A 24,405-nucleotide genomic window follows, 5' to 3' on the forward strand; every position below is an offset into this window, starting at 1 on the left:
TGTCTGCTTTTTTTATTTTAGATAAAAATTTATCTTTCAGGCTCTCCATTAAAATCAATATTCTCTGCATGTAACCCCTTGGGGCCTTGCTGGACTTCATATTTAACTTCTTGGCCTGCTTTGAGAGAGCGGTAGCCCTCCATCTGTATTGTTGAGTAATGTGCGAAGATATCATCGCCGCCATCATCAGGCACAATAAAGCCAAAACCCTTAGCGTTATTGAACCATTTCACTTTTCCGATTGCCATACTTCTGCTTCCTTTTAATCCCTTGAACTAATACAACTTTGCCCCCACACTAAAGATTAGGGAATGACGTGTTGACTACTCAATACAACAGTCGATTTAAAATGTAGTTTTTTTAACCTATTATTGTCAAGGTGAATTTGACATTTCGTTAAAATTGTAAGGCTGCTGTAAAATAGACGATAGATGTAACCACAGGAAATTATCTTAATATATTTGGGCTAAATAAGTGAACTATGAGTAAAGATAACATCATCGATATTGAGCGTCTTAAAGACATTGACGCGGTAAAGAAAAAAGCCGCACCGCCACCCATGTACAAAGTGTTATTGAATAACGATGATTACACACCGATGGACTTTGTAATTGACGTGCTCATGCGATATTTCAATGTGGATGGCGAGAAAGCACAACAAATAATGCTTACAGTTCACTACCACGGTAGGGCTGTTTGTGGCACATATACTGCAGAAATTGCAGAAACTAAGGTGATGCAAGTTAGTCGATATGCCAAAGAGCACCAACATCCACTCATGTGTACCATTGAGCAAGCGTGATGTTTGGATTGAGAAACGTATCATCTTCGAATAGGTTAGTAGTCAGAGGGCATTCTTATGTTAAATAAAGATTTAGAGCAGACGCTAAATGAAGCGTTCATTTTTGCCAGAGAGCATCGTCATGAGTTCATGACGGTTGAGCATCTCTTACTTGCCTTACTAGATAATAATGCAGCTAAAGATGCGTTAAAGGCCTGTGGTGCCAATATTGAGTCCATTAAACAAGAACTTACCGATTTTGTTAAAGACACCACTCCTCTGTTGCTAGACGAGCAGGGTAATGAGCGAGAAACACAGCCCACACTTGGCTTTCAACGTGTGTTGCAACGTGCGGTTTTTCACGTTCAGTCATCAGGTAAAGAGGAAGTTACTGGCGCTAATGTGTTAGTAGCAATATTCAGTGAACAAGAGTCTCAAGCCGTATATATATTAAAAAAATCTGACGTGACACGTTTGGACGTAGTGAATTATATTTCACATGGCGTTTCCAAAATTGATGATGAATCTCCGGCGCACAGAGAAAGTGAAGAAGAAACCAGCGAGCAAGAAGAAGCCGAGTCTATGCTGGATAAATACTGCACCAATCTTAATCAAAGCGCCAAAGACGGCAAAATCGATCCGCTGATCGGTCGTGACAGCGAATTAGAGCGCAGTATTCAAATATTATGTCGTCGTCGCAAAAATAACCCTCTATTGGTAGGTGAAGCCGGTGTCGGCAAAACCGCTATCGCCGAAGGTTTGGCTTACCGCATAGTGAATAAGGAAGTGCCAGAGGTGATTTCTGAGGCAATCGTTTTTTCACTGGATATGGGAGCCCTATTAGCGGGTACTAAATATCGCGGTGATTTTGAGAAACGTCTTAAAGGCATATTAAAAGAGTTAGCAGCTCAACCCGACGCAATTTTATTTATTGATGAAATTCATACCATTATTGGTGCAGGTGCAGCTTCGGGTGGTGTGATGGATGCCTCGAATTTGCTTAAACCCAAGCTAAGTAGTGGCGAATTACGCTGCATGGGGTCAACGACCTATCAAGAATATCAAGGTATTTTTGAAAAAGATCGCGCCTTAGCTCGTCGTTTCCAAAAAGTCGATGTGATTGAGCCTACTGTTAGCGATACCACTAAAATTCTGATGGGATTAAAATCTCGTTATGAAGCTCATCATAGCGTGCGTTTTACGCATAAAGCTATTCGAGCTGCTGCTGAGTTATCGGCTAAGTATATTAATGAACGTCATCTGCCCGATAAAGCGATTGATGTGATCGATGAAGCGGGTGCTAGTCAACGTTTGTTGCCTCCATCTAAGCGTAAAAAACCATTGGTGTCAGTGATATTGAGCTGATCATCTCTAAAATCGCGCGGATTCCAGAAAAGTCTGTATCGGCTTCTGATAAGCAAGTACTGAAACATTTAGACCGTGACTTGAAATTGGTGGTATTTGGTCAGGATCAGGCCATAGACACCTTAACCGATGCTATTCGCTTGTCACGCTCTGGTTTAGGTAACGAAACTAAACCTATTGGCAACTTCCTGTTTGCTGGGCCTACTGGTGTGGGTAAAACGGAAGTCACCGCTCAGCTAGCTAAAGTCATGGGCGTAGAGTTATTGCGATTCGATATGTCTGAATACATGGAACGTCACGCGGTAAGTCGTCTGATTGGGGCACCTCCAGGATATGTAGGCTTCGATCAAGGCGGGCTATTAACAGATGCGGTCATTAAAAACCCGTATTCAGTGATATTGCTGGATGAAGTAGAGAAGGCCCACAGTGATATCTACAACATCTTATTACAAGTTATGGACCATGGTACATTAACCGATAATAACGGCCGCAAAGTAGACTTCAGAAACGTGGTGCTAGTGATGACAACTAACGCTGGTGTACAAGAAACCATTCGTACCTCTATTGGTTTTAAACAGCAGGACCATAGCCATGATGCCATGTCTGAAATAAAGAAAATTTTCACACCTGAATTCAGAAACAGGCTAGATGCAACTGTTTGGTTTAACCATCTTGGTAGAGATGTCATTTTACAGGTTGTTGATAAATTTATTGTTGAACTGCAAGTGCAGCTTGATAACAAAGGCGTGTCATTAGAAGTCACCAACCAAGCTCGGGATTGGCTAGCAGATAAAGGTTATGATAAAAACATGGGCGCACGTCCTATGGCTCGTGTTATCCAGCAGCATGTTAAGAAAGAATTAGCACACGAGTTATTATTCGGACGTTTGAGTCAGGGAGGCAGTGTCAAAATTGGCTTGAAAGATAACGAATTAACCTTCAAATTTTTCACTGACAGCAAAGAAAAAACAGAGGTGCTCAACTCTTAAACTTTTTAACGTTAAATAGACAGATATAAAAAAACCGATATTTTTCAATATCGGTTTTTTTTGTATCTCTAAAAATCTAAAGTTGAGCTAAGTAATTTACCTCATCAACCCAAAGATAAAATGATGATTATTATCTTGCGCGATAGATAATGCGACCTTTGGATAGGTCATAGGGCGTAAGTTCTACTGTGACTTTGTCGCCAGTTAAAATACGAATATAGTTTTTACGCATTTTACCTGAAATATGGGCAGTAACTACATGACCATTTTCCAATTCAACACGAAACATAGTATTTGGAAGGGTATCCAACACAGTGCCTTCCATTTCAATACAGTCTTCTTTCGCCATCTAACTCTGTTACCTCTAATCAATAAAATAAGTGTCTAAAAATGCCGCGCAGATTTTGCCGAATAAGCTGGCGAGTGTAAAGCTTTACCCAGCTTTTTTTGCAATTAGTTGCCATTTATCGTCAAAAAAACGCTCATGAGGTAAAAAATTCTGTTTATAGCTCATTTTTTGACAGGTATCTATTTGATATCCCAAATATAAAAAAGCCTTATTAAGTGACCTAGCAAGTTCAATTTGTTGCAAAATAGCAAAGTTTCCTAACGACCGATGTTGTTCTTCGGGTTTGAAAAACGTGTATAAAGCCGATAAAGAAGATGCGAGGTTGTCAGTTACAGCGACACCAATAAGCTCTTGATGTGCGTGTTCGTCAATTGCGTAAATTTCAATAAACAAAGCTTTATTCCAAGGGCTTAAGATAAATCCTTGATATTGCTCTTTGGTCGCAGGGAACATGCTTCCGTCTGCATGACGTTGATTGATGTATGACTCGTACAATGGATAGTATTCTGGCTTGTCACTATTACTAATACGTACCACCAAGTCCTGATTGCGCTTCATGGTGCGTTTTTGGCTTTTAGATGGTGTAAACATATTAACGGGAAGGCGAATAGACTCACAGGCGTTACACGAGCCACAATGGGGTCTGTAAACTTGTGTTCCACTGCGCCTGAAGCCGGCACCAATTAAAACGTCATACTCAGTGATAGTTGGCTCAGTATCACTCATAAAAATCAATAGGCGCTCATCTTGCTCTGGTAGATAGCTACAAGTAAAGGGTGTAGATATGCCGAATTTCATGCCCATGAGATTATAACCATTGCGAAATGTTAAGTGTTTGAGGTCGCCAAACGTCGTACTCAAATGTTTGCTGGCTTTGCTCCGCCAACATTGATAAAAATTGAGCTCTTGGCACTTCAATACACCCTAAACTGGCTAAATGAGGATTTTGCATCTGGCAGTCAATAAATTCTGCCGCTTGGGATTTCAGTAATCCAACCAAAGACAACATCGCTAATTTAGAGGCATTAGTGGCTTTGTGAAACATCGACTCACCGCAAAATACTTTACCCACTATTATGCCGTATAAGCCACCCACTAAGACATCTTCGCTCCATACTTCAACAGAGTGTGCATGACCAAGCTGGTGTAAATGTTTGTAGGCATTAAGCATGTCATCAGTTATCCAAGTGCCAGAATCGTTTCTAGGGATAGTGGCACAAATGTCTATGACTTGGTTAAAGGCGGTATTAATGGTGATGTGATACTCGCAGGTTCGAGCAAACTTTTTTAGACTTTTACTGCACTTGAAATTATCTAAGGGCAATATGCCTCGTGGGTCTGGAGACCACCACATAATAGGTTCATCATGACTGAACCACGGAAATATACCCGATGAATAGGCTAAAAGTAGCCGCTTGGCACTCAAGTCTCCACCAAATGCTAACAAACCATTTGGATCGGTGTGAGCTATTTCTGTTGGTGGAAATATAAGTTGTTGATTTAGCTTCGTTAGCGTTAGCATAGAAATATCATTGTTGTCTGTTATGCCAAGAGTGAATAAAAAAAGGCCTCAAGTCGAGGCCTTTGTATTCTAGTTAATTGTTACTCTTGGGCGTCTAAGAATTTTTCAGCATCCAAAGCTGCCATACAACCCGTACCAGCAGAGGTAATGGCTTGACGATATATATGATCGCTTACATCACCTGCCGCAAATACACCTTCAACACTGGTCTGGGTGGCATTACCTTGGGTGCCACTTTGCACTGTAATATAGCCGTCTTTCATATCTAACTCACCTTCAAAGATGGCTGTATTCGGTTGGTGGCCGATTGCAATAAATACCCCCATCAGATCCAGCTCTTCTGTGACATCAGAGTTTGTTTCTTTGATACGAATGCCAGTTACACCCATCTGATCACCTAAAATTTCGTCTAATTGTCGGTCTAGGTGTAAAGTGACATTGCCGTTTTTTGGCTTTTTCCATTAAACGGTCAGCCAGTATTTTTTCACTGCGGAATGAATCACGTCTATGAATAACATGTACTTCTGAAGCAATATTCGATAAATACAGAGCCTCTTCAACTGCTGTATTGCCTCCGCCCACTACTGCTACTTTCTGGTTACGGTAAAAGAATCCATCACAGGTTGCACAGGCTGATACGCCTTTACCCATAAAGGCTGTCTCTGACTCCATACCAAGATATTTAGCAGAAGCACCAGTACAGATAATTAGGGCATCACAGGTATAAGTTGCTTGATCACCGGTTAATGTGAAAGGTCGCTTAGACAAATCAGTTTTGTTGATGTGATCAAAAATAATCTCAGTATCAAACTTTTCGGCATGCTTTTGCATTCTGTCCATTAAATCAGGACCTGTTAACCCTTCAGGATCGCCAGGCCAGTTTTCTACTTCAGTTGTGGTGGTTAATTGTCCACCTTGCTGAATTCCAGTTATTAATACCGGATTCAGATTCGCGCGTGCAGCGTATACTGCTGCTGAGTAACCAGCAGGGCCAGAGCCCAAAATTAGTAGTTTAACGTGTCTTACTTCAGACATTTAACTCTCCAAATATTTTTTAACAGCCACTTTAGATGACTCAAATTTTCAATTAATATTACTGGACTATTATGTGGGCATGTCGTGCGCTTTCAACATCCCGAGCGTAACTAAATTATAGTCAATACATTATTTTCGCTGTGTTGCCTGAATTGCTGTCAACGCAATGGTGAATACAATATCATCTACCAGTGCGCCGCGACTTAAATCGTTAACAGGTTTGCCCATACCTTGTAACATTGGCCCAATGCTTACCAAATTAGCGCTACGTTGCACCGCCTTATACGTTGTGTTGCCTGTATTCAGATCTGGAAAAATAAACACGGTGGCATGACCTGCTACTTTGCTATTAGGTGCTTTATTTTTCGCAACACTTTCCATCACCGCCGCATCATATTGCAAAGGACCATCTATTAATAAATCAGGACGTTTCTGTTGTGCTATTTTAGTAGCCAATTTGACTTTCTCAACATCTGTACCGGTTCCCGAATCACCTGTGCTGTAACTGATCATGGCCACTTTGGGGTCAATACCAAAAGCCGCTGCTGAGTCAGCTGATTGAATCGCAATATCAGCTAATTGTTCAGCATTCGGGTCGGGGTTGATAGCACAATCGCCATACACCAATACTTGTTCTGGTAATAACATAAAAAATATTGAGGAAACTAAAGATGCCTCTGGTGCAGTTTTGATTAATTGCAATGCTGGGCGAATAGTATTAGCTGTGGTATTCACCGCACCTGATACTAATCCATCCACATGATTTTGCTGCAACATCATGGTGCCAAGCACCACGTTATCAAGTAAAAGCTCTTTAGCTACTACTGCCGTTAATCCTTTATGTTTTCGTAATTCAACCATCGGTTTTACATACTGATCGCGGATGTCTTCAGGCTGTATGATCTTAACTGAATCAGGTAACAGCACGCCTTGTTGTTGGGCCACTCTTAATATCTCGGTTTTGTTACCAAGCAAAATACACCTCGCGATATTTCTTTGGGCACAAATGGCAGCGGCTTTGATGGTTCTTGGCTCTTCGCCTTCAGGCAGCACTACAGTTTTGTTCGCTTGCTTTGCTTGTTGGGTTAATTTATAGCGAAATGCTGAAGGAGAAAGCCTTAAGGCTCTATTTGAGTCCTTTGAGATTGACGCTACCCAATCAGAATCGATACATGCCGCAGTATGATCCATCACGCGGTTGATGCGTTGTTCGTCGTCGGCCGGAACCTCTTGATTGAACATATGTAAATTGAGCGATGTTTGCCAGGTGTTTTCTTGGGTTAATAAAACAGGTAAACCGGTTTCTAACGCTTGGGAACAAAGCTCCCAAATACGTGGGTCGGGTTGATATCCTCCCGTCAGTAACAGGGCGCCTATCTTGGTACCATTTTGTGCGGCCAAACAGGAAGACACTAATACGTCACTTCTATCACCGGACAATACTAACAGCGCGCCGGGCTTAAGGATGGATACCATATTATGGATTTCGCGGGCACAAAAATGCACACTTCGCAGCCTTCTGTGTTGGTAATCCCCTTCGTTTAATACCTGTGCATTTAGGTGTTTACATACATCGATTACACGAGGGGCAATTAGCTCAAAGTTCCAAGGAACAGAGCCTAGTAAGGCAAAAGATTTTGAGAAGATAGGCAAGCCGGATAACTTATTGACAACATCAGTCGTTTGATTGTTGTCATGTTTTTCAATTAATTCGCTACTTAGACGGCCATTGTCATCAATAGGTGCATTGACCTTATTAAAAATACACCCGATGACCTTTTTACCTTTATGGCCCCCATAACTGTCAGCCACAATTTCTAGTTTGTCATTCAGTTGATTTAACATCAAACTTCCGGGTGCACTGACCAATACAATTTGCGCATCTAAGGCATTGCAAATCTCTCTGTTCAAGCGCACTGCATAGGGATGACTTTGGGTGGACACTAAACCTTCGATGATGGCAATATCTACTTTACCAGCGTGTTGTTCAAACAGTGCAATAATTTCCTCTAACAAAATATCTATTTTGTCTTGGCTGATCATTTCTTCAACATAGGCTGTGGACAAAGGCTTAGCTGGTTTTAATAGTCCAACGTTAGTCGCTATAGTGGTAGACTTCTCTGCTTCGTTGTCTCCTTGCCTTGGCTGGCCAACAGGTTTGAAAAAATCAACTTTTAGGCCCTGCTGCTGCATGACCCTAACCAAACCAAGGCTAACGCTGGTTAAACCCGCATTAGTGCCTACTGGTATCAACATTATTCGACGTGGCATAGTAACTTCCTAGTGTACATATAACATGGCATCTTTGGCAATTACCCATTCTTCATTGGTGGCAATGGCAAAGATTGGTTTTGAACTGTTATGGCTAATGAGTCCGGACTGACCGAAACGCATTTCTAGGTTTTTTTCCGCATCAAGCTCTAATCCTAGGTGCTGTAACTGACTGATAGTACTTTCTCTGACATAAGCTGAGTTTTCACCAATACCGCCAGTAAAAACCAATGCATCTAATGTCCCTACAACCGCTAAATACGCACCAATATATTTGACCAAGCGATAAATAAACATATCGAGAGCCAGCTTAGCCTGTAGGTTACCTTCTTTAGCTTGCTGTTCAAGCGTCCTGCAATCATTACTAAGCTTTGAAATACCTAACAATCCAGACTCTTTATTCAACAACTCGCTTACCTCAGATGCTGAATAGCCTAGTTGTTCTATCAAGTATGCAGGTATGCTGGGATCAATATCACCGCAGCGTGTACCCATCATTAAACCCTCTAAAGGGGTGAAACCTAAACTTGTGTCAATGGCTTTACCCTGTCTGATAGCCGCTATGCTGCATCCATTACCAAGGTGTGCCGTGATTAAGTTACAATTTCCTAACGCTTTTTTAAGGGCTTTGGCCGCCTCGTGTGCTACATAATAATGGCTGGTTCCATGAAAACCGTAGCGCCTAATATTATGTTGTTGGTAAAGCTCATAGGGGAGGGCATACAGATAAGCATGTTTAGGCATAGTCTGAAAAAATGCAGTGTCAAATACAGCAATATGCGGCAGATGTGGGAACGCGTTTTGAGCACTGTTGATACCAGTTAAGTTGACTGGATTATGTAACGGCGCCATCAGTGATGTTTTCTCAATGGCATGTATAACCTGCTCATCTATCAAGGTTGAGTGAGTGAAATATTCACCGCCATGAACCACTCTATGTCCTACTGCAACAATCCGTCGGCTTAAGTGTTCGAACTGTTTGAGAGTATCAGCAATGACAGCTAATGCTTGCTGATGGTCAGTATTGACTGGCAATTCACCATCATGCTGTTTGTGTTGATAACTGAAACCAAGCTTGCTAGAAACAGTGCCAAGATTTTCTGCCAATCCATGCAGGGGAGACCTTCCTGTTTTGGCTTCGATAATCGCAAACTTAATAGATGAACTACCGCAATTAAGAACAAGAACATATTGATCCATAAGTAAAAAATTCTTCTATTAGATATTCAATCACTAATGATAACGTTATGTGAAAATTATGAGTATCAATAGTTGATTTTATATAATTTAAGGATGTTAGCTAATGTGTGGTTTAGTCGCTAGAATAGACACAAGTTTTATCACGGAGTAACCAAGTTGACTCAAACTATTTTAGCAATGGTGAAAGACGGTCAGCAGTATATGCAAACATGGCCTATGCAACACCAGTTGTATGGCATGCTTCCTGAATGCAGGGTTATCTCAGCAACCAAATTTTCAATAAAAGTGATGCCTGCTCTAGCCGTGTTAACGGTTGTTGCATTAATTAATCTGCAAGGATATGACAAGCTACCTCAGGCTTTGGCCACAGGCGTATTCTTCCTGTCGCTTCCTTTGCAAGGATTAATGTGGCTAGGGCACCGTTCAAATCAAAGCCTGCCGCCTGCGTTAAAAAGTTGGTATTTTGACATTCATCATAAAATGCAAATCCAAGGTTGTGCGTTGCAATCCGCCAAAGCTAACCCTGATTATAAAGAGCTTGCCAGGCTATTAAGAACAGCGTTTGATGAATTAGATAAGGCGTTTACCAAGCGCTGGTTTTAAATATTATGTAAACGAGAAACTTCGGCCCTTAATGGGCCTCTACACTTCCTGCATATGTAGGTTTGTTGGCCTTTAAGCACTTTATTATGTCTCCTTATACCTAACTCTATCGGTCCACACCCACATCGATAAGTATAGCTTTTCCCTTTTACTTTGGTGACATCCATGTGATGGTAGGTTTGCCCTTTTACGCCAAAAAGTTCAAGCATTAGACTTTGCCACTCTTTACCGTGAGGGCGTACTTTACCAAAAAGTTTATAGGCGAGTAAATGACAGACTTCATGGGGAACCACCTCCTCTAAGAATGCATTAATATTATCAGACAGCAAAACCGGATTAAAACGTAACTCGTTTGTTTGCAGTCGAGCACAACCTGCAATTTTCCCCCTTTGGTTAAAGGTTATTTTTGGCAACTTGAAGCTATGCTCAAAATACAATGAAGCATGTTTAATACACTGCTCCACTTTTTGAATAATTAATTGTTGGGAATTGAATGACAAAAATGGTCTACACATAAGATAAGTTACTAACAATAGAACTATTTTAAACAATAATCAGCTAATGCCAATCCTTTTTAGTATAACAATGCAAGAACAACAACAACGTAGCTCTTAAGATTTTCAGCTTTTTAGCTGAGCCTACTGACGTCAACTTTGGTGGAAAAGTGCATGGAAAAGTGCATGGAAAAGTTGTGATGAAGTGAATGGATTAAGCCGTTTATGCTCGTGCCGCTGATTAGAAGTGCGCATTGCTTTGTCACAGTATCCATTAGCGGAATTCGATTTACTAGCCCCATTTGGGTAGGCCAGATGGTTACCCTCAATGCTCAAAAAGTACATACAGGCAAACCAGAATGCACATATATATCCGGATTGTGGCGGGTGATCCTAAAAAGAATAAAATGATCGAAACGGGTCATTGCATCATGGTATTTGTGGCCAGCGACCAAGCAGGCTATCTATTTGAAGTACCTAGCTAGCAGCCTCAAACAAAACAGGATTTTGCCTTAGAAAAATATGCCATTCAGGCTAAAGAGTCGGCAAAAAGTCTTGATAAGGAATTGTTGTCTGCTTTAAATGAGGAGCAGTAAGGGAATAGATTTTAATGCTTGCGTTTTTATATATCGAAACTTATTAAAGCATTTTCTATTTTTCCTATGCTGATGCGCAGGAAACCTTCAAATCTATAACTTCTTAGTCATTCAGACAATATATTACCCGCAGTAAATTTCATTCACGAATTTTCAAAGAAGTAAATATGAGATGCGCAGAGTATAAGCCTCTGGTTTTCGTTCGCTTCAAAGCAAATGTCCCAAGCATGTTAAACATGATTGGGACATTATTATTCAGTCTTTAGACTGATAAATTGGAAATGTTAAGGCTTTTACAACTCGCAAGCTAGGCAGTAAGCGTAAACACCTTTAGGATCATTCAGTGTTGCTACTGCTTCTATGTCCGCTGTTAATTCTTTAACGAGACTTAAAATAGTACTGGATTTTTCTACTTCAAAAGCACCTTCAAAAGAAACGCTGACGTTTTGGAATAATTCTTTCCAGAACAGCTCACTTTTAGACAATGTTTTTTGGATATATTGGGTATCGTAGGATTCTAAGTTAGCTAACTCAGCAGCAGCTTTCACCCCGTCATCTAAATAACCTAACTCATCCACTAAGCCTAATTCTAGGGCCGTTTCTCCAATCCAAACACGGCCTTGGGCGATCTGGTCTACTTGGTCTTTGCTCATACCACGCTTATCGGCAACCAGTGAGATAAATTGATCGTAGCCATGCTCGATGCCTCTTTGCATAATGGCCGCGACTTTGGGATTAAGGGTTTTAGTGATCCCCATACCAGCAAATTCAGTGGTGCCGACACCATCGGTATGTACACCTAAATAATCTAGGGTGTTTTCAAAGGTCAAAAACATGCCGAATATACCGATAGAGCCGGTAATAGTGCTTGGCGCAGCAATTATTCTGTTTGCACCAGCAGAAATCCAATATCCGCCAGAAGCAGCATAGGTGCTCATAACAGCAACCACAGGTTTACCTATAGCTTGTAAATTTTCAACTTCTTGACGAATGATTTCAGAGGCAAAAGCACTGCCACCCGGAGAGTCGACATACAATACGACTGATTTGACGGTGTCGTCATATCTTGCTTTACGCAATAGTTCAGCCGTGCTGTCACCACCAATTTGTCCGGCTTTTTTAGTGCCATTTAAAATAGTACCTTTTGCCACAACTATCGCAACTTTATCAATATTGTTAGGTATATTTGGCAGTACAGGATTAATAACTCTTAGGTAGTTTTTGTAACTGATTCCATTAAATCCCATGCCACTTTCGTCTTTACCTACCACAGCAACAATTTCTTGCAGAGCTTGTTCGCGAGTTTTAAGTGCATCAACCCAACCAAAATCTAACGCGTATTGTGCAAAGTCACCATCTGACTGTTCAAACTTTTCTAAGAACACATCGAGCTCTTCATCAAAATGACTGACATCCAATCCTCGCGCTTCTGCAACGCTGGTTTTGTATTGTATCCACATTGCCGTTAACCAAGCTTTGTTTGCTTCTTTTGCAGCATCTGACATGTCGTCACGAATGTAGGATTCAACAGCTGATTTGTAGGTGCCCACTTTAAACACGTGAGTTTCTGCTTTAAGCTTTTCGATAGCAGATTTGAAATACATACCGAAACGTCCATAACCTTCAAACATCATAAAGCCCATTGGGTTCAGATATAGGTGGTCGGCACGGCTGGCGAGGTAATATTGGTTTTGAGTATAGTAGTCACCAATAGCGTATATAGGCTTTTCGCTTTCTTTAAAGGCTTCTAATGCCACAGCAATTTGTTCTAACTTATCTAAACCGGCACTACCTAAGCCGTGCAAGTCTAAAACTAAAGCTTTGATTCGACGATCTTGTTTGGCGTTTTCGATGGTCAGCAATATATCTTGTAGTAATATTTCTGGGTTATCGTCTTCCTGTTCAAAGGCTTCTTCCATAAATTCAGTGAAAGGATCGACAGATTCTTTCTCGATGACTACGTTACCGGATAACTTCAGCACTAATGCAGAATTTGCTGGAACTGTGACTTGATTATCATTGTTTAAGAAAACCGAAATAAAGGCTAAAAAGATAACAATGAAAATAATATTTAAAAATAGTTTTCGACTAAAATTAAGCGCGGTCCATAAACCAACAAACAACGACTTTGTCCAACTTGTACCTGACGACATAAAAAGGTATTCACACTAATTAATAAATAATGCGGCATCCTATCTAAAAACGGACGTGGTGAACATTTACAAATGTAATTTTTTGTAACTTTCTCATTTATGCAAAAAAAATTTGAGATAGTATTACGGCAAGATCCCAAAAGGTAAGTCACCAAAACTATGCAAACACACCCTCACTACCCATATTTATTCCAAAGTCTCGATCTTGGTTTTACTCAGTTGCCTAATCGTGTGTTGATGGGCTCAATGCATCTTGGTTTAGAAGAAGAGAAAAATGGATTTGAAAAATTGGCGGCGTTTTATGCAGAGCGTGCTGCTGGTGGAGTAGGGTTGATAGTGACGGGGGGGATTAGCCCTAATAGACAGGGGTGGTTATTGCCTTTTGCTGCACGGATGAGCAACACAAAACACGCTAAAGAACATCAAGTCATTACCGAAGCGGTGCATCAACACCAAGGTAAAATCTGTCTACAAATATTACATGCTGGTCGTTATGGCTACCATCCATTTGTGGTTGCACCTTCGGCTATCAAATCGCCTATCAACCCTTTCAAACCTAAAGCTATCTCAAAAAGAGGCATTGTTAGCACCATTAACGATTACGCCATTTGCGCCGCCATGGCCAAACTAGCGGGATACGATGGTGTGGAAATAATGGGCTCTGAAGGCTACTTTATTAATCAATTTTTATGCCCTCGTACCAATCAACGAGATGATGAATGGGGGGGCAGTTTCGAAAACCGCTCGCGAATTGCGGTTGAAATAGTCAATGCCGTCAGGCAAAAAGTAGGCACAGATTTTATCATCATTTTCCGTTTATCGATGTTGGACTTAGTGGAGGGTGGCAGTAATTGGGATGAAGTGGTGGCTCTTGGGAAATTGATTGAGCAGTCTGGGGCAACGCTTATTAATACCGGCATCGGTTGGCATGAAACGCGAGTGCCAACTATTGGTACTATGGTGCCAAGAGGTGCGTTTACATGGGTAACTGAGCGTATGAAAGGTGAGTTAACGGTGCCTTTAATTGCGACGAATAGGATCAATACACCAGAAATAGCTGAAAAAATATTAGCCAGTGGTCAAGCAGATATGGTGTCTATGGCCAGACCCTTCTTGGCAGATGAAAACTTTGTACGAAAGGCGCAGCAAGGTCGAGGTGACGAGATTAATACCTGTATTGCTTGTAACCAAGCGTGTTTGGATCATGGTTTTGCCCGTAAGCGTGCCAGTTGTTTGGTGAACCCGCGAGCCGGCTATGAAACAGAGCTAAATTTCCCAATCACTTCTCACAAAAAAAAGCTAGCAGTAGTAGGTGCAGGGCCGGCGGGTCTTGCCTTCAGCTGTTACGCTGCTGAGCGTGGTCATGAGGTACATTTGTTCGAAAAAAGCACTGAAATTGGCGGTCAGTTTAATTATGCTAAACGTATCCCTGGCAAGGAAGAATTTTATGAAACTTTACGATACTACAAAAAAAGACTAGACGTCACAGGTGTGCATCTGCACCTAGAAAGTCAGCAAAGTGTTGCGTCGTTAGCCGATGCTCACTTTGAACAGGTGGTGCTTGCGACAGGTATCAAACCAAGGAATGTCAATATTGACGGCATACAGCATCCTAAAGTTATGAATTATCTTGATGTGCTTAGAGACAACAAACCCGCTGGTAAGAAGGTAGCGATAATCGGGGCTGGGGGCATTGGTTTTGATGTAGCTGAATTCTTAGTAGATGATCATTCTTTAACCAATGAGCCTGAACAATGGCTAAAAAGTTGGGGAGTTGATAAAGAATACAAGCAAGCGGGCGGATTGACCGAGGCAACTATTGAGAAGCCAGCCAGAGAGATATTTTTACTGCAACGTAAAACTACTAAAGTAGGTAAAGGGTTAGGTAAAACGACCGGTTGGATCCACCGGTCGGCCTTACAACGGAAACAGGTGCAAATGATTGCAGGCGTTGACTATGTAAAAATTGACGATCAAGGTTTACATATCCAAGTGAACAACAAACCGCAAATATTGGACGTGGATAATGTGATTTTATGTGCGGGTCAAGAACCACTTCGAGAGTTACAACAAGGTTTAAAGGATAGAGGCATCACAACCCATCTCATCGGTGGCGCTGATGTGGCGTCAGAACTCGACGCAAAAAGAGCTATCAGACAAGGTGCTGAATTAGCGGCGACCATTTAGTCGATAAACGGGTAAGTGTAAACTTTACATACTTACCCGTTTTTGGTTTTATCAATATTAGGCTGGTTATAACTGAGCTGCATTCATCGAACTATCTGGCGAGTTTCCCTTGAGTTTTTCCACCAACATATAGTTGATTGGCACCAAGATGAGTGTGATGAAAGTCGCAAACAAAATACCAAAGCCCAGTGAAACCGCCATAGGTATTAAAAATTGTGCTTGAGTCGACTTTTCAAACAGTAACGGCATTAAACCAAAAAACGTGGTTAAGCTGGTGAGCATAATAGGTCTAAATCTTGATGCGCCTGCTATCATCACAGCATCCATTAATGTGCCACCTACAAGACGCTTTTTATTGATAAAGTCTACCAACACTAGTGAATCGTTTACGACCACGCCAACTAAAGCGAGCATGCCGAGTATGCTCATAATGGTCAGTTCCATACCCATTAACCAATGCCCCATTACAGCACCTATCATGCTGAATGGGATCACACTCATCACAATAATGGGTTGAATATAGGATTTAAACGGGATAGCCAGTAGTAAGTAGATGGCAAAGAAAACCATCAATAAACCTACGGCTAATGAAGAAAATGATTCTCGTTGTTCACGGGCTTCACCTTCCATTTTCCACGTCACACCTGGGTATTGATTCACCAGTTGCTGCACAAATTCAGTTAATTCTGCCTGCAACACCGTCATATTGGTATTTAGCTTCTCTACATAAGCCGTCACGCTAACGGTGCGAAAACGATCGATGCGTGTTATTTGTGACGGGCTCTTACCTGGGATCGGGGTGGCCACATGGGATAAAGGCACCGAACCATCTGAAGGGGTTTGTATTAGTATGTTTTGTAAGTCAGATAAAGAACGGCGCTCACTGATAGGCAATCTTACCATGACTCTTACATCATCACGGCCACGCTGAATACGTTGTACTTGGCTACCAAAAAAGGCATTACGCACCTGATTGGACACATTCACCCGAGTCAGTCCCAATGCTTTACCTTGTTGGGTCAACTCAATTTGTAATTCTTCTTTACCGTCAGATAGGCTATCGGCAATCTCAAATACGGTAGGGTAGGTGGCAAGTCGCGTTTTTATTTGGTCAGCTATTTCTTGTAAAGTTACTTGTGAATTACCACTTAATTGCACATCAATAGGGTCTGACGAACGTCCTATTTCAGCTCGATAGGTAATACTTTCGGCTCCCGGAATTGGGCCAATAAGTTCTCGCCATTCACTTACTAAGTCCGCAGAGGTAATGGAGGACTCTCTTTGCTCTGGCGGTATAATTTCAAACCGCACTGAACCTACATTAAAGGAACCACCGCGCCCACCTGTAGACTCTAATACATTGAGGATAACGCTTTGGCCTGTATCTGCGTCGATATACTTTTCTCGTAGCTCTTCGGCCTTATCAGACATTTTAATTATATATTGATTGGTGACTTCGAAAGTGGTGCCAGTAGTCATGGTTAAACTTGCCCTGACTGTTTCACTGGGTACACGGGGGAAAAATACAAATTTAGTCCAGCCGCTCATAAGCAATGCCAAGATAATTGAAAAGGTGCCAACGAAGGTCGCAAGGGTGGCCAATTTATGACGTAAACTGAAAGCTAAAAGAGGTTGGTAATAACGCAGAATTGCACGTTCAAAACCATCGGCAAAACCTTGTTGCCATTGTGCTAAGCGGTTACCTTTTGCAGGCTTTTCGTTACGTAACTTAATGCGTTTGAGGTGCGACGGTAAAACAAATTTTGATTCTATTAATGAAAATATTAATACCGGGATAACCACCACTGGAATTTGTGCAAATAATGCACCACGGTTTCCTTCAATAAAGGCAAAAGGCAGAAAGGCTGCAACAGTGGTTAAAATACCGAAGGTGACAGGTGTGGCTACTTCTAGCGTGCCTTTAATCGCCGCTTCTTCACCAGATTCTGCAGTTCGCAGATGGGTGTAGATATTTTCACCCGTGACTATGGCATCGTCCACCACTATCCCCAGCACCAAAATGAATCCAAATAAACTCATTATGTTTAGGGTCACGCCGAAAAAAGGCATGGCTAAGAACGCACCCATAAAAGACACGGGGATGCCAATAAACACCCAAAAGGCGATAGCAGGGCGTAAGAATAGTGTGAGTAGCAGCAAAACTAATATTCCGCCTTGCAGTGCACTGCCACTAAGGGGCGCAATTCGATTTTTAACGATTTGTGAATCGTCATCCCAATAACTTAATTCGTAACCTTGTGGCATCAAAGGTTGTTTGTCTTTTACATATTCTTTGACTTTATCGGCTACTTCCACGGCACTTTGTTGACCAATTCGGTAGACATCTATAAATGCGGCTTGTTTGCCATTAAAACGAGTGCGTATCGGGGATTCTTCAAAGCCATCCTGAATGTCAGCAATATCTTTTAAGCGTAAAATTGAACCGTCACTGTTGGTTTTAATGGGAATGTTGGCGAATTCGTCTTTACGATAAGCTTGGCCTTTGGAGCGAATTAAAACATCGCCACCGTCGGTTTTAATGTTACCCGCAGAAATATCACTACTTGAATTGGCTACCGCAATAGATACCTGTGCCAAGGTCAAACCATATTGACGTAATCGGTCTTGAGGAATTTCTAAGGCAATTTCGTAATCACGTACCCCAGATAATGCTACTTGAGTAATACCGGGAATACGTAATAAGTCATCGCGCACGTGTTCGGCAAATTCGTTGATTTCTTTTTCGCCATAAATACCCGAAATAGTGACCGCAATCACTTCACGTGTCCGTTGAGATAAGGAAACAACTGGATTTTCTGCATCGGCTGGAAAATTATTAATGGCGTCTACTCGTGATTTTATATCCGCCAGCATTTCTCGGGGGTCGTAATCAGAGTCTACATCGATACTAATTCTGGCAGAGCCTTCAGATGAGACACTGATGATTTGTTCAATGCCTTCCAAATCTTGTACGGCTTCTTCCACCAGAATAGCCACACCTAATTCGGTATCTTTGGGAGTGGCGCCCCATAAGGTCACTGAGACATTAATGGTGTCACTTTCAAATGATGGAAACACTCCAAGAGGAATGCGACTGGTAAGGCTATAAATTCCAGCAAATAATATAGTGATCATCAGCAAATTAGCTGCCACATGGTTTCGGGCAAACCAGGCAATCATGTCAGTTCTCCAGTCTTAGTTAATAGAGTAGGGATTAAAGGAATGATCATTAGTGGCTACTTTGAGCGTTGGTTTCTGAAAAACTTGCTTTTTTAGCTGAACGTTTAGCGCGAAGCTCTTCCACGGTGATCCCCATTTTTTTTGCCATTTGTTGTAATTTGGCTTCTTGTTCGGGGGAAGCTTGACGCTGGGGCTGTTGTTCTTCAGCAATACTGACGCGGGTACCAGAACTTACTTGACCTAAAGGTGTGGTCACTAATAATTCACCTGGGCTTAGGCCGTTTTCAATAATCGTGTTTTGACTGTTCTGCCAACGGATACTGATATCTCGCCTTTTTAATAGGCCCTTTTCCACCACGTACACATAACTGCCTTGATAAATAGCACTGTTATTTATCACAATGGCATCGTCGAGGGTTTTGCCTCGCACTTGAGCATTCACATATTGGCCTATCTTAATAGACGGACCAGGATGTAATTTGGGATTATAGGGGTCTTCAATTTGAGCGACGATATAAAGTTGTTGGGTGCTGCTGTCAATAGCGCCTTCGGTACGAATGATTTTGCCAAGCCAAGTTTGACTTTTACTTAAACTAGAAGTAAAACGCGCTTCTATAACCGACTGTAAGCTATTACTGGTGCGGTATTCTTCTGGAAAATTAACCAATCCAATATCACTATTGTTAATAGGTAAACGAATTTCTACCGAGTCCGTTGAGTAAATTTCTGCCACTTGGCTGTTGCTGGATAATACTTGACCAAAGTCCACGAGTTGCTCAAGTATCCTACCGTCATAAGGTGCAGTAATTTGTGTTCTTTCCAAAGCCAATTTAGCTATAGTTAATTTTGCTTCGGCGGATAATAAGCTAGCCTGCGCCGCTGCCAGTTGCGGTTTACGCAATACTAAATCAATGGGTGCCTGACCATTACCTAATCGTTTCCAGTCGGTTTGTGCTTGTCTGGCATTGGCTTGTTCTTCTAGCAGTACTTGTTCGGCTGAAAGTAAACCTGCTTCAGCAATTTTCACATCTGCATCATAATCTCGTTGATCGAGTTTAAGTAACACACCACCTTTGTCAAAGAACCCACCATTTCTAAATTGTGGGCTAACATAGTTAATTTGCCCCGATACTTGGGCGACTAACGCATTCTGAGTTCTGGGATGCACTGTGCCAAAAGTGTCAATAATGACAGTAAACTGTTGTGGTGCGAGTTCTGTTACTTCGACGGTTAATTGTGACGCGCCAGAGGGGCCACCTCTTTTACTTTCAGGTGGATTGTTAAAAATAATATTGGCGATAACCAAGGTAAACACTAATATAGCCAGTGGAATTAACCACTTTTTTACCTTACTCATTGATTAACACATCCTCTTGTTCGTTATCTTGTAGATTTTTGGTATCAGCGAAATCACGGCCTAGGGCAATATGTAAGTCAATGCGATTGGCGAGTAATTGATTTTTAATTTGGATCAAAGCACTTTGAGCATTGAAAGAACGGCCTTGTGCTTCAAGCGCAGTCGTATAAGTCACCAATCCCCGCTGATATTGTTCAAAAGCTAATGTTTGGGCCGCTTCAGCGTTTTGCTGCGCGGCTAATGTGGCTTGGAAACGCTGTTTTAAACTACTTTCTGAGGTGATGGCATTCTCCACATTGGAAAATGCATTGTATAAAGTATCCAAGTAAACTTGCTCTTGCTGTTTAAGTCGTAAGCGCGCTATCTCTTCATTCGCGTTTAGATCTCCGGCTCTAAACAGTGGGGCGGTCAAACCACCCAATAATGACCATGCTAGGGACGAACCCGATAACAAATCTGATAGTTCATCGGCACTATCAGAGATTGATGATCTGAGGTTTATACTTGGAAAGCGCTGTTTATGGGCAAAGGCCAATCCAGCATCTTGGGCTAATACTTGATACCAACTGGCCAATAATGCTGGTTTTCTACTAATAATATCTGATGGCATGCCTATTGGAATGTCAGCAGTAAGTAACGGTGATGCCAGAGGCTCGGAGGTTAAACTAGCGTTAGGATAACGGCCTAACAAACGCTCTAAACTTCTAAGGGACTGGAGTTGTGAGGCTTCTTGCTCGGCTAAGTTTGATAATTCGGTATTCAGTTCATTTCTTGACAGGTAAACATCTAGCGCAGCATTGAGACCTTGTTCATAGCCTGATTCTATAATGTCTAGATTTTACTTAGCATTATTAACCCTTTGCTCAAATAATTGGTATAGCTGCTTTGCCGCAATCCAATCAAACCAACGTGTGACCACGTTCGCTACTAGTGTTTGCCTATCCTTTTGATACTGGGCTTTGGCAGCCAAATACCTCAAATTAACTTGTTGTTGAGCAGCTGAAAGTTTGCCCCAAATATCTAACTCATAACTGGCTTCTAGGGCTATTGAACTACTATTGCTGATAACGCTATCTGTTGACTTAGAGCGACCAGTATTTAGGTTCAAGTCTAAATCTGGCCAAAAATCTGCGTCAGCTTGCACTAATTGTTGCTCAATTATTTGCACGTCGTAGGCTTCTTGGCGCAGAGCTTGGTTATTGTTTAGCGCCTCATCAATTAGCAGACTTAACTGAGGTTGACTGAATTGAGCAACCCAATTATCTGTTATAGGCAATGTAGTTTCACTGAACTGCCAGTTCTGTGGCACTAGTGCACTACGGAGGTTGTTGTCTACTTTGCTGGTATTCACACAACCACTAAGCAAAACCACAATTAATAATTAGAGAGTGAACTTCACTGAATATTTAAACCTTAGAAAAAACAACATGTAGTCTAAGGTATTGTGTCGTGACGAAAGCTGACTTTACACAACGTTTACACTCACTTTTATTCAACTTGTTTTATTGGCGATCCATCGTAAAAATGTGTTTTTTCTGAGCCAAAACAAGCCACTTATGATTGTGAAAATAACGCAATGTATAGATAGCAGTATTAAAAAGGCATGATTTTATTTACGAATTCCGTACACAAATGTACAACCAGCAAACATAAGATAATTATTGATTGGTGTTAACTCTGATATATACACCTCACCTATTTGGTCGGTTTGCACACGGGTAGATAGTTCAAAGAAGACTCCCCAATCAGAGTCTTTGGCTCGAAGTTCTAAATAACCTGAGCTCGGGATAAGCCATACCGTCCAGCACCGCTATTATTGCGCTTATCTTCGTTGAGCTTGCTCTCAATAGCTGGCTATTCCTTCACAAGCTCGTCTTGATAAACACAATAATATCAGCACTGGATGCATTAAATGACCGAATGAATCAACTGTACACTTCTAACTTGCTGTTTTTATTAGAGTTAATTTGTGTTTCGCGGCATGTCTTAACCCGAGTTCAGGTTAAATAGGGCAAAACACTGATGCTCCATTTTCCAGTCGCGTAGTCATGATTAAGCGGTAAGTTTTTGGCGGTTACTATTTGGTATTGGCAATTTTGTTCAAGATGAATGGCTAAACCCAAATCACAATTTTGGCTAGTATATTTATTTGCCCAGTCTTGTTGATTAGTTTGAGTATGCGGATCCAGATCCAGATCCAGATCCAGCCATGGGGGAAGTAACATCAACGCAATTGAGTTTTCTTTGTACCAGTGATTATCAATAAATAACATACTTGTGTGATGTATTTCCCACCCGAGACCACTCAATTCATTAATGACTTTGTTTACTGCGTTTCGGTCATTAATAAGTGGTGAGTAGGTTAATGATAATTGGGTTATAGATTTGGGGAATGCTAAGAGGTTAGGTTTAACTATAAAATCAGCCTTAACTAATTCTTTATTAATCTCTTCTATTTGTGCATCGGATAAATACCGGGAATAAAGATGGACTTTGGTTTGGCTGCATCCACAAAGAAACAAGGCCACAAATATGAGGTATTTCACAATATATGTGGCCTTTTGTTATTTAATGTTGGACTTTGATTTTTTCTATACTGGAATTCATAGCAGATTGACCTTCATCGATATTATCCATTTTATAATCTAATTGCACTGTTAAACCCGTTTGCCTTTGCGCTTGACCGCCTTGGATCCTTGGTTTGTATGTCCATTGTTTTAGGGCAGTTATGGAGTTTTTATCGAAGACCTGTTGTGGGAATGATTCGATCACTTGGATGTTATCGGTTGAACCATCTTTATCAATATCAAACTGTAATATGATTGATCCTTCTTGTTTATTTCGTGCAGCCTCAACTGGATATTTGGGCTCAATTCTGAGCACGGGTGAAGCCATTGTGGAGCTGTCGACTGAGTGTGCCGTTTCAGCTAAGTTGGCTAACGCGACACCGGCAAGCAATGTGCTGCCTAATGCGATAGATAGGCCAATAAATGCGGGTTTAATTTATGCTGGATTTTTAATACTGGCGATACGTTTAAACATAGTGTGTTTTTCTCCATAGGGTGAGTAAATCGAAAAGCTGTGTAGTGAACGTTCAGCGCATTGCACTAGTGCTTTGCTATAACTGATTTGATCTTCGGTAGTTGATTGTTTGAGTACGGCTGCGTCGCATGCTAATTCTTGGCTACGCCTAAAGGCACGGTACGCCAACTAAGAGAGTGGGTTGAACCAAAATACGGCCACAAACAATAAGGCAAATAAATTATAAAGGTTATCACCGCGGTGAAAGTGCACTAGCTCGTTTTTTATCATTAACTGTTGTTGGCGCTCACTGAATTGACTGTGGAAGCCCTCGGGGATAAGTAAGGTTGGTTTGAATATACCGCTCAGTATTGGGCTTGATAATTGATTGTTTTTGACAACTGTCAATGTATTGGGTAGCGCTATACCAAGTTTCACTTTACGCGATCTAAAGTGTGCAATACGGTAAATTTTCCACTGGGCAATTGCAGCAAGAGATAAAATAGCAAGGCATCCAGATAACCATATCAATGTCCAGTTAAGGCCAATATTGACAGTGTTTGTTGCTGCGCCTATTTCAACTATATAACGATAGATAGATTGATCGTCTACTGTAATGACATCTTGGGGTAGGTTATTAGCAATCAATAATAAAGGGACTAATAACCAAAGTGCGTAAATCACCTCGGTTCCTAAATTTTTTCATGGCTTTTGCTTCAAGGGTGATCAGCGTTAACAGTAAAAAACTGATGACAATCTGTTGCTCAATTAACCAATTAGTCATTGTCTTGCTCCCACTTTTTAATCAGGGATTTAAGCTCATCTACATCTTCTTGGGACAATGAGTCTGAGTTAGCAAAACCTGCAACTAATGGTGCTACCTTCCCACCAAACAAACGACTGACTAAACTTTTACTTTCCTTTTGAATATAAGTGCTGCGTTCAACTAAAGGAAAATACAAATAACTACGTTGTTGCTTATCAAAGTCGATAACATGTTTTTTAACCAATCTACTGATCAAGGTTTTAACGGTTTTCTCATGCCATGGTTTGTTTTGACTTAAGCGTTGGATAATTTCGTTGGCTGAGGCGGGGTATTGTTCCCATAATGCATCGAGTACTTCAAATTCTGTTTTAGTGATATCTGTTTTTATTGTTTCTGTTATCATGACGCCGCTTGATAGTTAGTTACATTGATTACGTTTGTAGTCGACAGACTAAGATTACACTTGTAATCTTAGTAGGCAAGCACTTATTCCGCAATTTGTTAGTTTTACGGAATTTATAAGTCTTCAAATGGTT

General features: G+C 41.2%; 18 protein-coding genes and 4 pseudogenes. 5 read left to right on the forward strand and 17 right to left on the reverse strand.

Annotation, left to right across the window (positions count from 1 at the left end; translation table 11 throughout):
* Positions 1–29: 29 nt before the first annotated feature.
* Positions 30–248, reverse strand: a complete 219-nt coding sequence (gene cspD / locus C427_RS08290) for a cold shock domain-containing protein CspD (RefSeq protein ID WP_007643551.1) — start codon at positions 246–248, stop codon at positions 30–32.
* Positions 249–481: 233 nt separating this feature from the next.
* Between cspD and clpS the strand changes: the two genes are divergently transcribed.
* Both clpS and clpA read left to right on the forward strand, forming a co-directional pair.
* Positions 482–802 (forward strand): ATP-dependent Clp protease adapter ClpS, encoded by a 321-nt coding sequence (gene clpS / locus C427_RS08295; protein ID WP_007643550.1) that lies wholly within the window; start codon positions 482–484, stop codon positions 800–802.
* 57 nt (positions 803–859) lie between these two features.
* Positions 860–3,135 (forward strand): annotated as a pseudogene (clpA, locus tag C427_RS08300) (ATP-dependent Clp protease ATP-binding subunit ClpA).
* A 130-nt stretch (positions 3,136–3,265) separates the two neighbouring features.
* Here the strand turns inward: clpA and infA are convergent.
* From infA to C427_RS08330, 6 genes and pseudogenes are all read right to left on the reverse strand, one after another.
* Positions 3,266–3,484, reverse strand: coding sequence for a translation initiation factor IF-1 (gene infA, locus C427_RS08305; RefSeq protein ID WP_007618153.1), 219 nt, complete (start codon positions 3,482–3,484; stop codon positions 3,266–3,268).
* 84 nt (positions 3,485–3,568) lie between these two features.
* Positions 3,569–4,282 carry an arginyltransferase gene (locus C427_RS08310; RefSeq protein WP_034900348.1) on the reverse strand — a complete coding sequence of 238 codons (714 nt, stop codon included), beginning with the start codon at positions 4,280–4,282 and terminating at the stop codon, positions 3,569–3,571.
* Between the two features lie 10 nt (positions 4,283–4,292).
* A complete protein-coding gene (gene aat, locus C427_RS08315; protein WP_007643547.1) occupies positions 4,293–5,006 on the reverse strand; it encodes a leucyl/phenylalanyl-tRNA--protein transferase in 714 nt (237 codons plus the stop codon).
* 80 nt (positions 5,007–5,086) lie between these two features.
* A pseudogene (gene trxB / locus C427_RS08320) lies at positions 5,087–6,041 on the reverse strand (thioredoxin-disulfide reductase).
* A 129-nt stretch (positions 6,042–6,170) separates the two neighbouring features.
* Positions 6,171–8,312, reverse strand: a complete 2,142-nt coding sequence (gene pta / locus C427_RS08325; RefSeq protein ID WP_007643543.1) for a phosphate acetyltransferase — start codon at positions 8,310–8,312, stop codon at positions 6,171–6,173.
* Positions 8,313–8,321: 9 nt separating this feature from the next.
* The gene (locus tag C427_RS08330) at positions 8,322–9,512 is read right to left on the reverse strand and encodes an acetate kinase (RefSeq protein WP_007643541.1); all 1,191 of its coding nucleotides are present in this window, start codon (positions 9,510–9,512) and stop codon (positions 8,322–8,324) included.
* A 156-nt stretch (positions 9,513–9,668) separates the two neighbouring features.
* On the opposite strand from C427_RS08330, the gene yfbV reads away from it, so the two are divergent.
* Positions 9,669–10,115 (forward strand): terminus macrodomain insulation protein YfbV, encoded by a 447-nt coding sequence (gene yfbV / locus C427_RS08335; RefSeq protein WP_007643539.1) that lies wholly within the window; start codon positions 9,669–9,671, stop codon positions 10,113–10,115.
* On the opposite strand, the gene C427_RS08340 is transcribed toward yfbV, so the two are convergent.
* A complete protein-coding gene (locus C427_RS08340; RefSeq protein WP_007643537.1) occupies positions 10,112–10,615 on the reverse strand; it encodes a SprT family zinc-dependent metalloprotease in 504 nt (167 codons plus the stop codon). The genes yfbV and C427_RS08340 overlap by 4 nt on opposite strands.
* Before the next feature lie 353 nt (positions 10,616–10,968).
* Between C427_RS08340 and C427_RS28785 the strand changes: the two genes are divergently transcribed.
* Positions 10,969–11,094: a hypothetical protein gene (locus C427_RS28785; protein ID WP_007643535.1), complete on the forward strand. Its 126-nt coding sequence runs from the start codon at positions 10,969–10,971 to the stop codon at positions 11,092–11,094.
* Between the two features lie 404 nt (positions 11,095–11,498).
* On the opposite strand, the gene sppA is transcribed toward C427_RS28785, so the two are convergent.
* Positions 11,499–13,358, reverse strand: coding sequence for a signal peptide peptidase SppA (sppA, locus tag C427_RS08345; RefSeq protein ID WP_034900332.1), 1,860 nt, complete (start codon positions 13,356–13,358; stop codon positions 11,499–11,501).
* 159 nt (positions 13,359–13,517) lie between these two features.
* On the opposite strand from sppA, the gene C427_RS08350 reads away from it, so the two are divergent.
* The gene (locus tag C427_RS08350; protein WP_007643530.1) at positions 13,518–15,545 is read left to right on the forward strand and encodes an NADPH-dependent 2,4-dienoyl-CoA reductase; all 2,028 of its coding nucleotides are present in this window, start codon (positions 13,518–13,520) and stop codon (positions 15,543–15,545) included.
* A 66-nt stretch (positions 15,546–15,611) separates the two neighbouring features.
* On the opposite strand, the gene C427_RS08355 is transcribed toward C427_RS08350, so the two are convergent.
* The 8 genes and pseudogenes from C427_RS08355 to C427_RS08390 all read right to left on the reverse strand — a co-directional run bounded on the left by C427_RS08355 (position 15,612) and on the right by C427_RS08390 (position 24,272).
* Complete coding sequence (locus tag C427_RS08355) at positions 15,612–18,725, reverse strand: efflux RND transporter permease subunit (protein ID WP_007643528.1); 3,114 nt, start codon at positions 18,723–18,725, stop codon at positions 15,612–15,614.
* A 49-nt stretch (positions 18,726–18,774) separates the two neighbouring features.
* Complete coding sequence (locus tag C427_RS08360; protein WP_007643526.1) at positions 18,775–20,082, reverse strand: efflux RND transporter periplasmic adaptor subunit; 1,308 nt, start codon at positions 20,080–20,082, stop codon at positions 18,775–18,777.
* Positions 20,075–21,457 (reverse strand): annotated as a pseudogene (locus C427_RS08365) (efflux transporter outer membrane subunit). The gene C427_RS08360 and the pseudogene C427_RS08365 overlap by 8 nt, the downstream one beginning before the upstream one ends.
* 622 nt (positions 21,458–22,079) lie before the next feature.
* Entirely contained in the window at positions 22,080–22,628 is a 549-nt protein-coding gene (locus C427_RS08370; RefSeq protein WP_007643514.1) for a hypothetical protein, read from the reverse strand.
* A gap of 22 nt (positions 22,629–22,650) precedes the next feature.
* Positions 22,651–23,040 (reverse strand): energy transducer TonB, encoded by a 390-nt coding sequence (locus C427_RS08375; RefSeq protein ID WP_015430676.1) that lies wholly within the window; start codon positions 23,038–23,040, stop codon positions 22,651–22,653.
* A gap of 45 nt (positions 23,041–23,085) precedes the next feature.
* Positions 23,086–23,787 (reverse strand): annotated as a pseudogene (locus C427_RS08385) (M56 family metallopeptidase).
* Positions 23,741–23,887 carry a hypothetical protein gene (locus C427_RS26310; protein ID WP_007643513.1) on the reverse strand — a complete coding sequence of 49 codons (147 nt, stop codon included), beginning with the start codon at positions 23,885–23,887 and terminating at the stop codon, positions 23,741–23,743. The pseudogene C427_RS08385 and the gene C427_RS26310 overlap by 47 nt, the downstream one beginning before the upstream one ends.
* Positions 23,880–24,272, reverse strand: coding sequence for a BlaI/MecI/CopY family transcriptional regulator (locus tag C427_RS08390; protein WP_007643511.1), 393 nt, complete (start codon positions 24,270–24,272; stop codon positions 23,880–23,882). Before C427_RS08390 ends, C427_RS26310 begins: the two co-directional genes overlap by 8 nt.
* Between the last annotated feature and the right edge of the window lie 133 nt (positions 24,273–24,405).

The sequence above is a fragment of the Paraglaciecola psychrophila 170 genome (genome assembly GCF_000347635.1).
Lineage (GTDB): Bacteria > Pseudomonadota > Gammaproteobacteria > Enterobacterales > Alteromonadaceae > Paraglaciecola > Paraglaciecola psychrophila.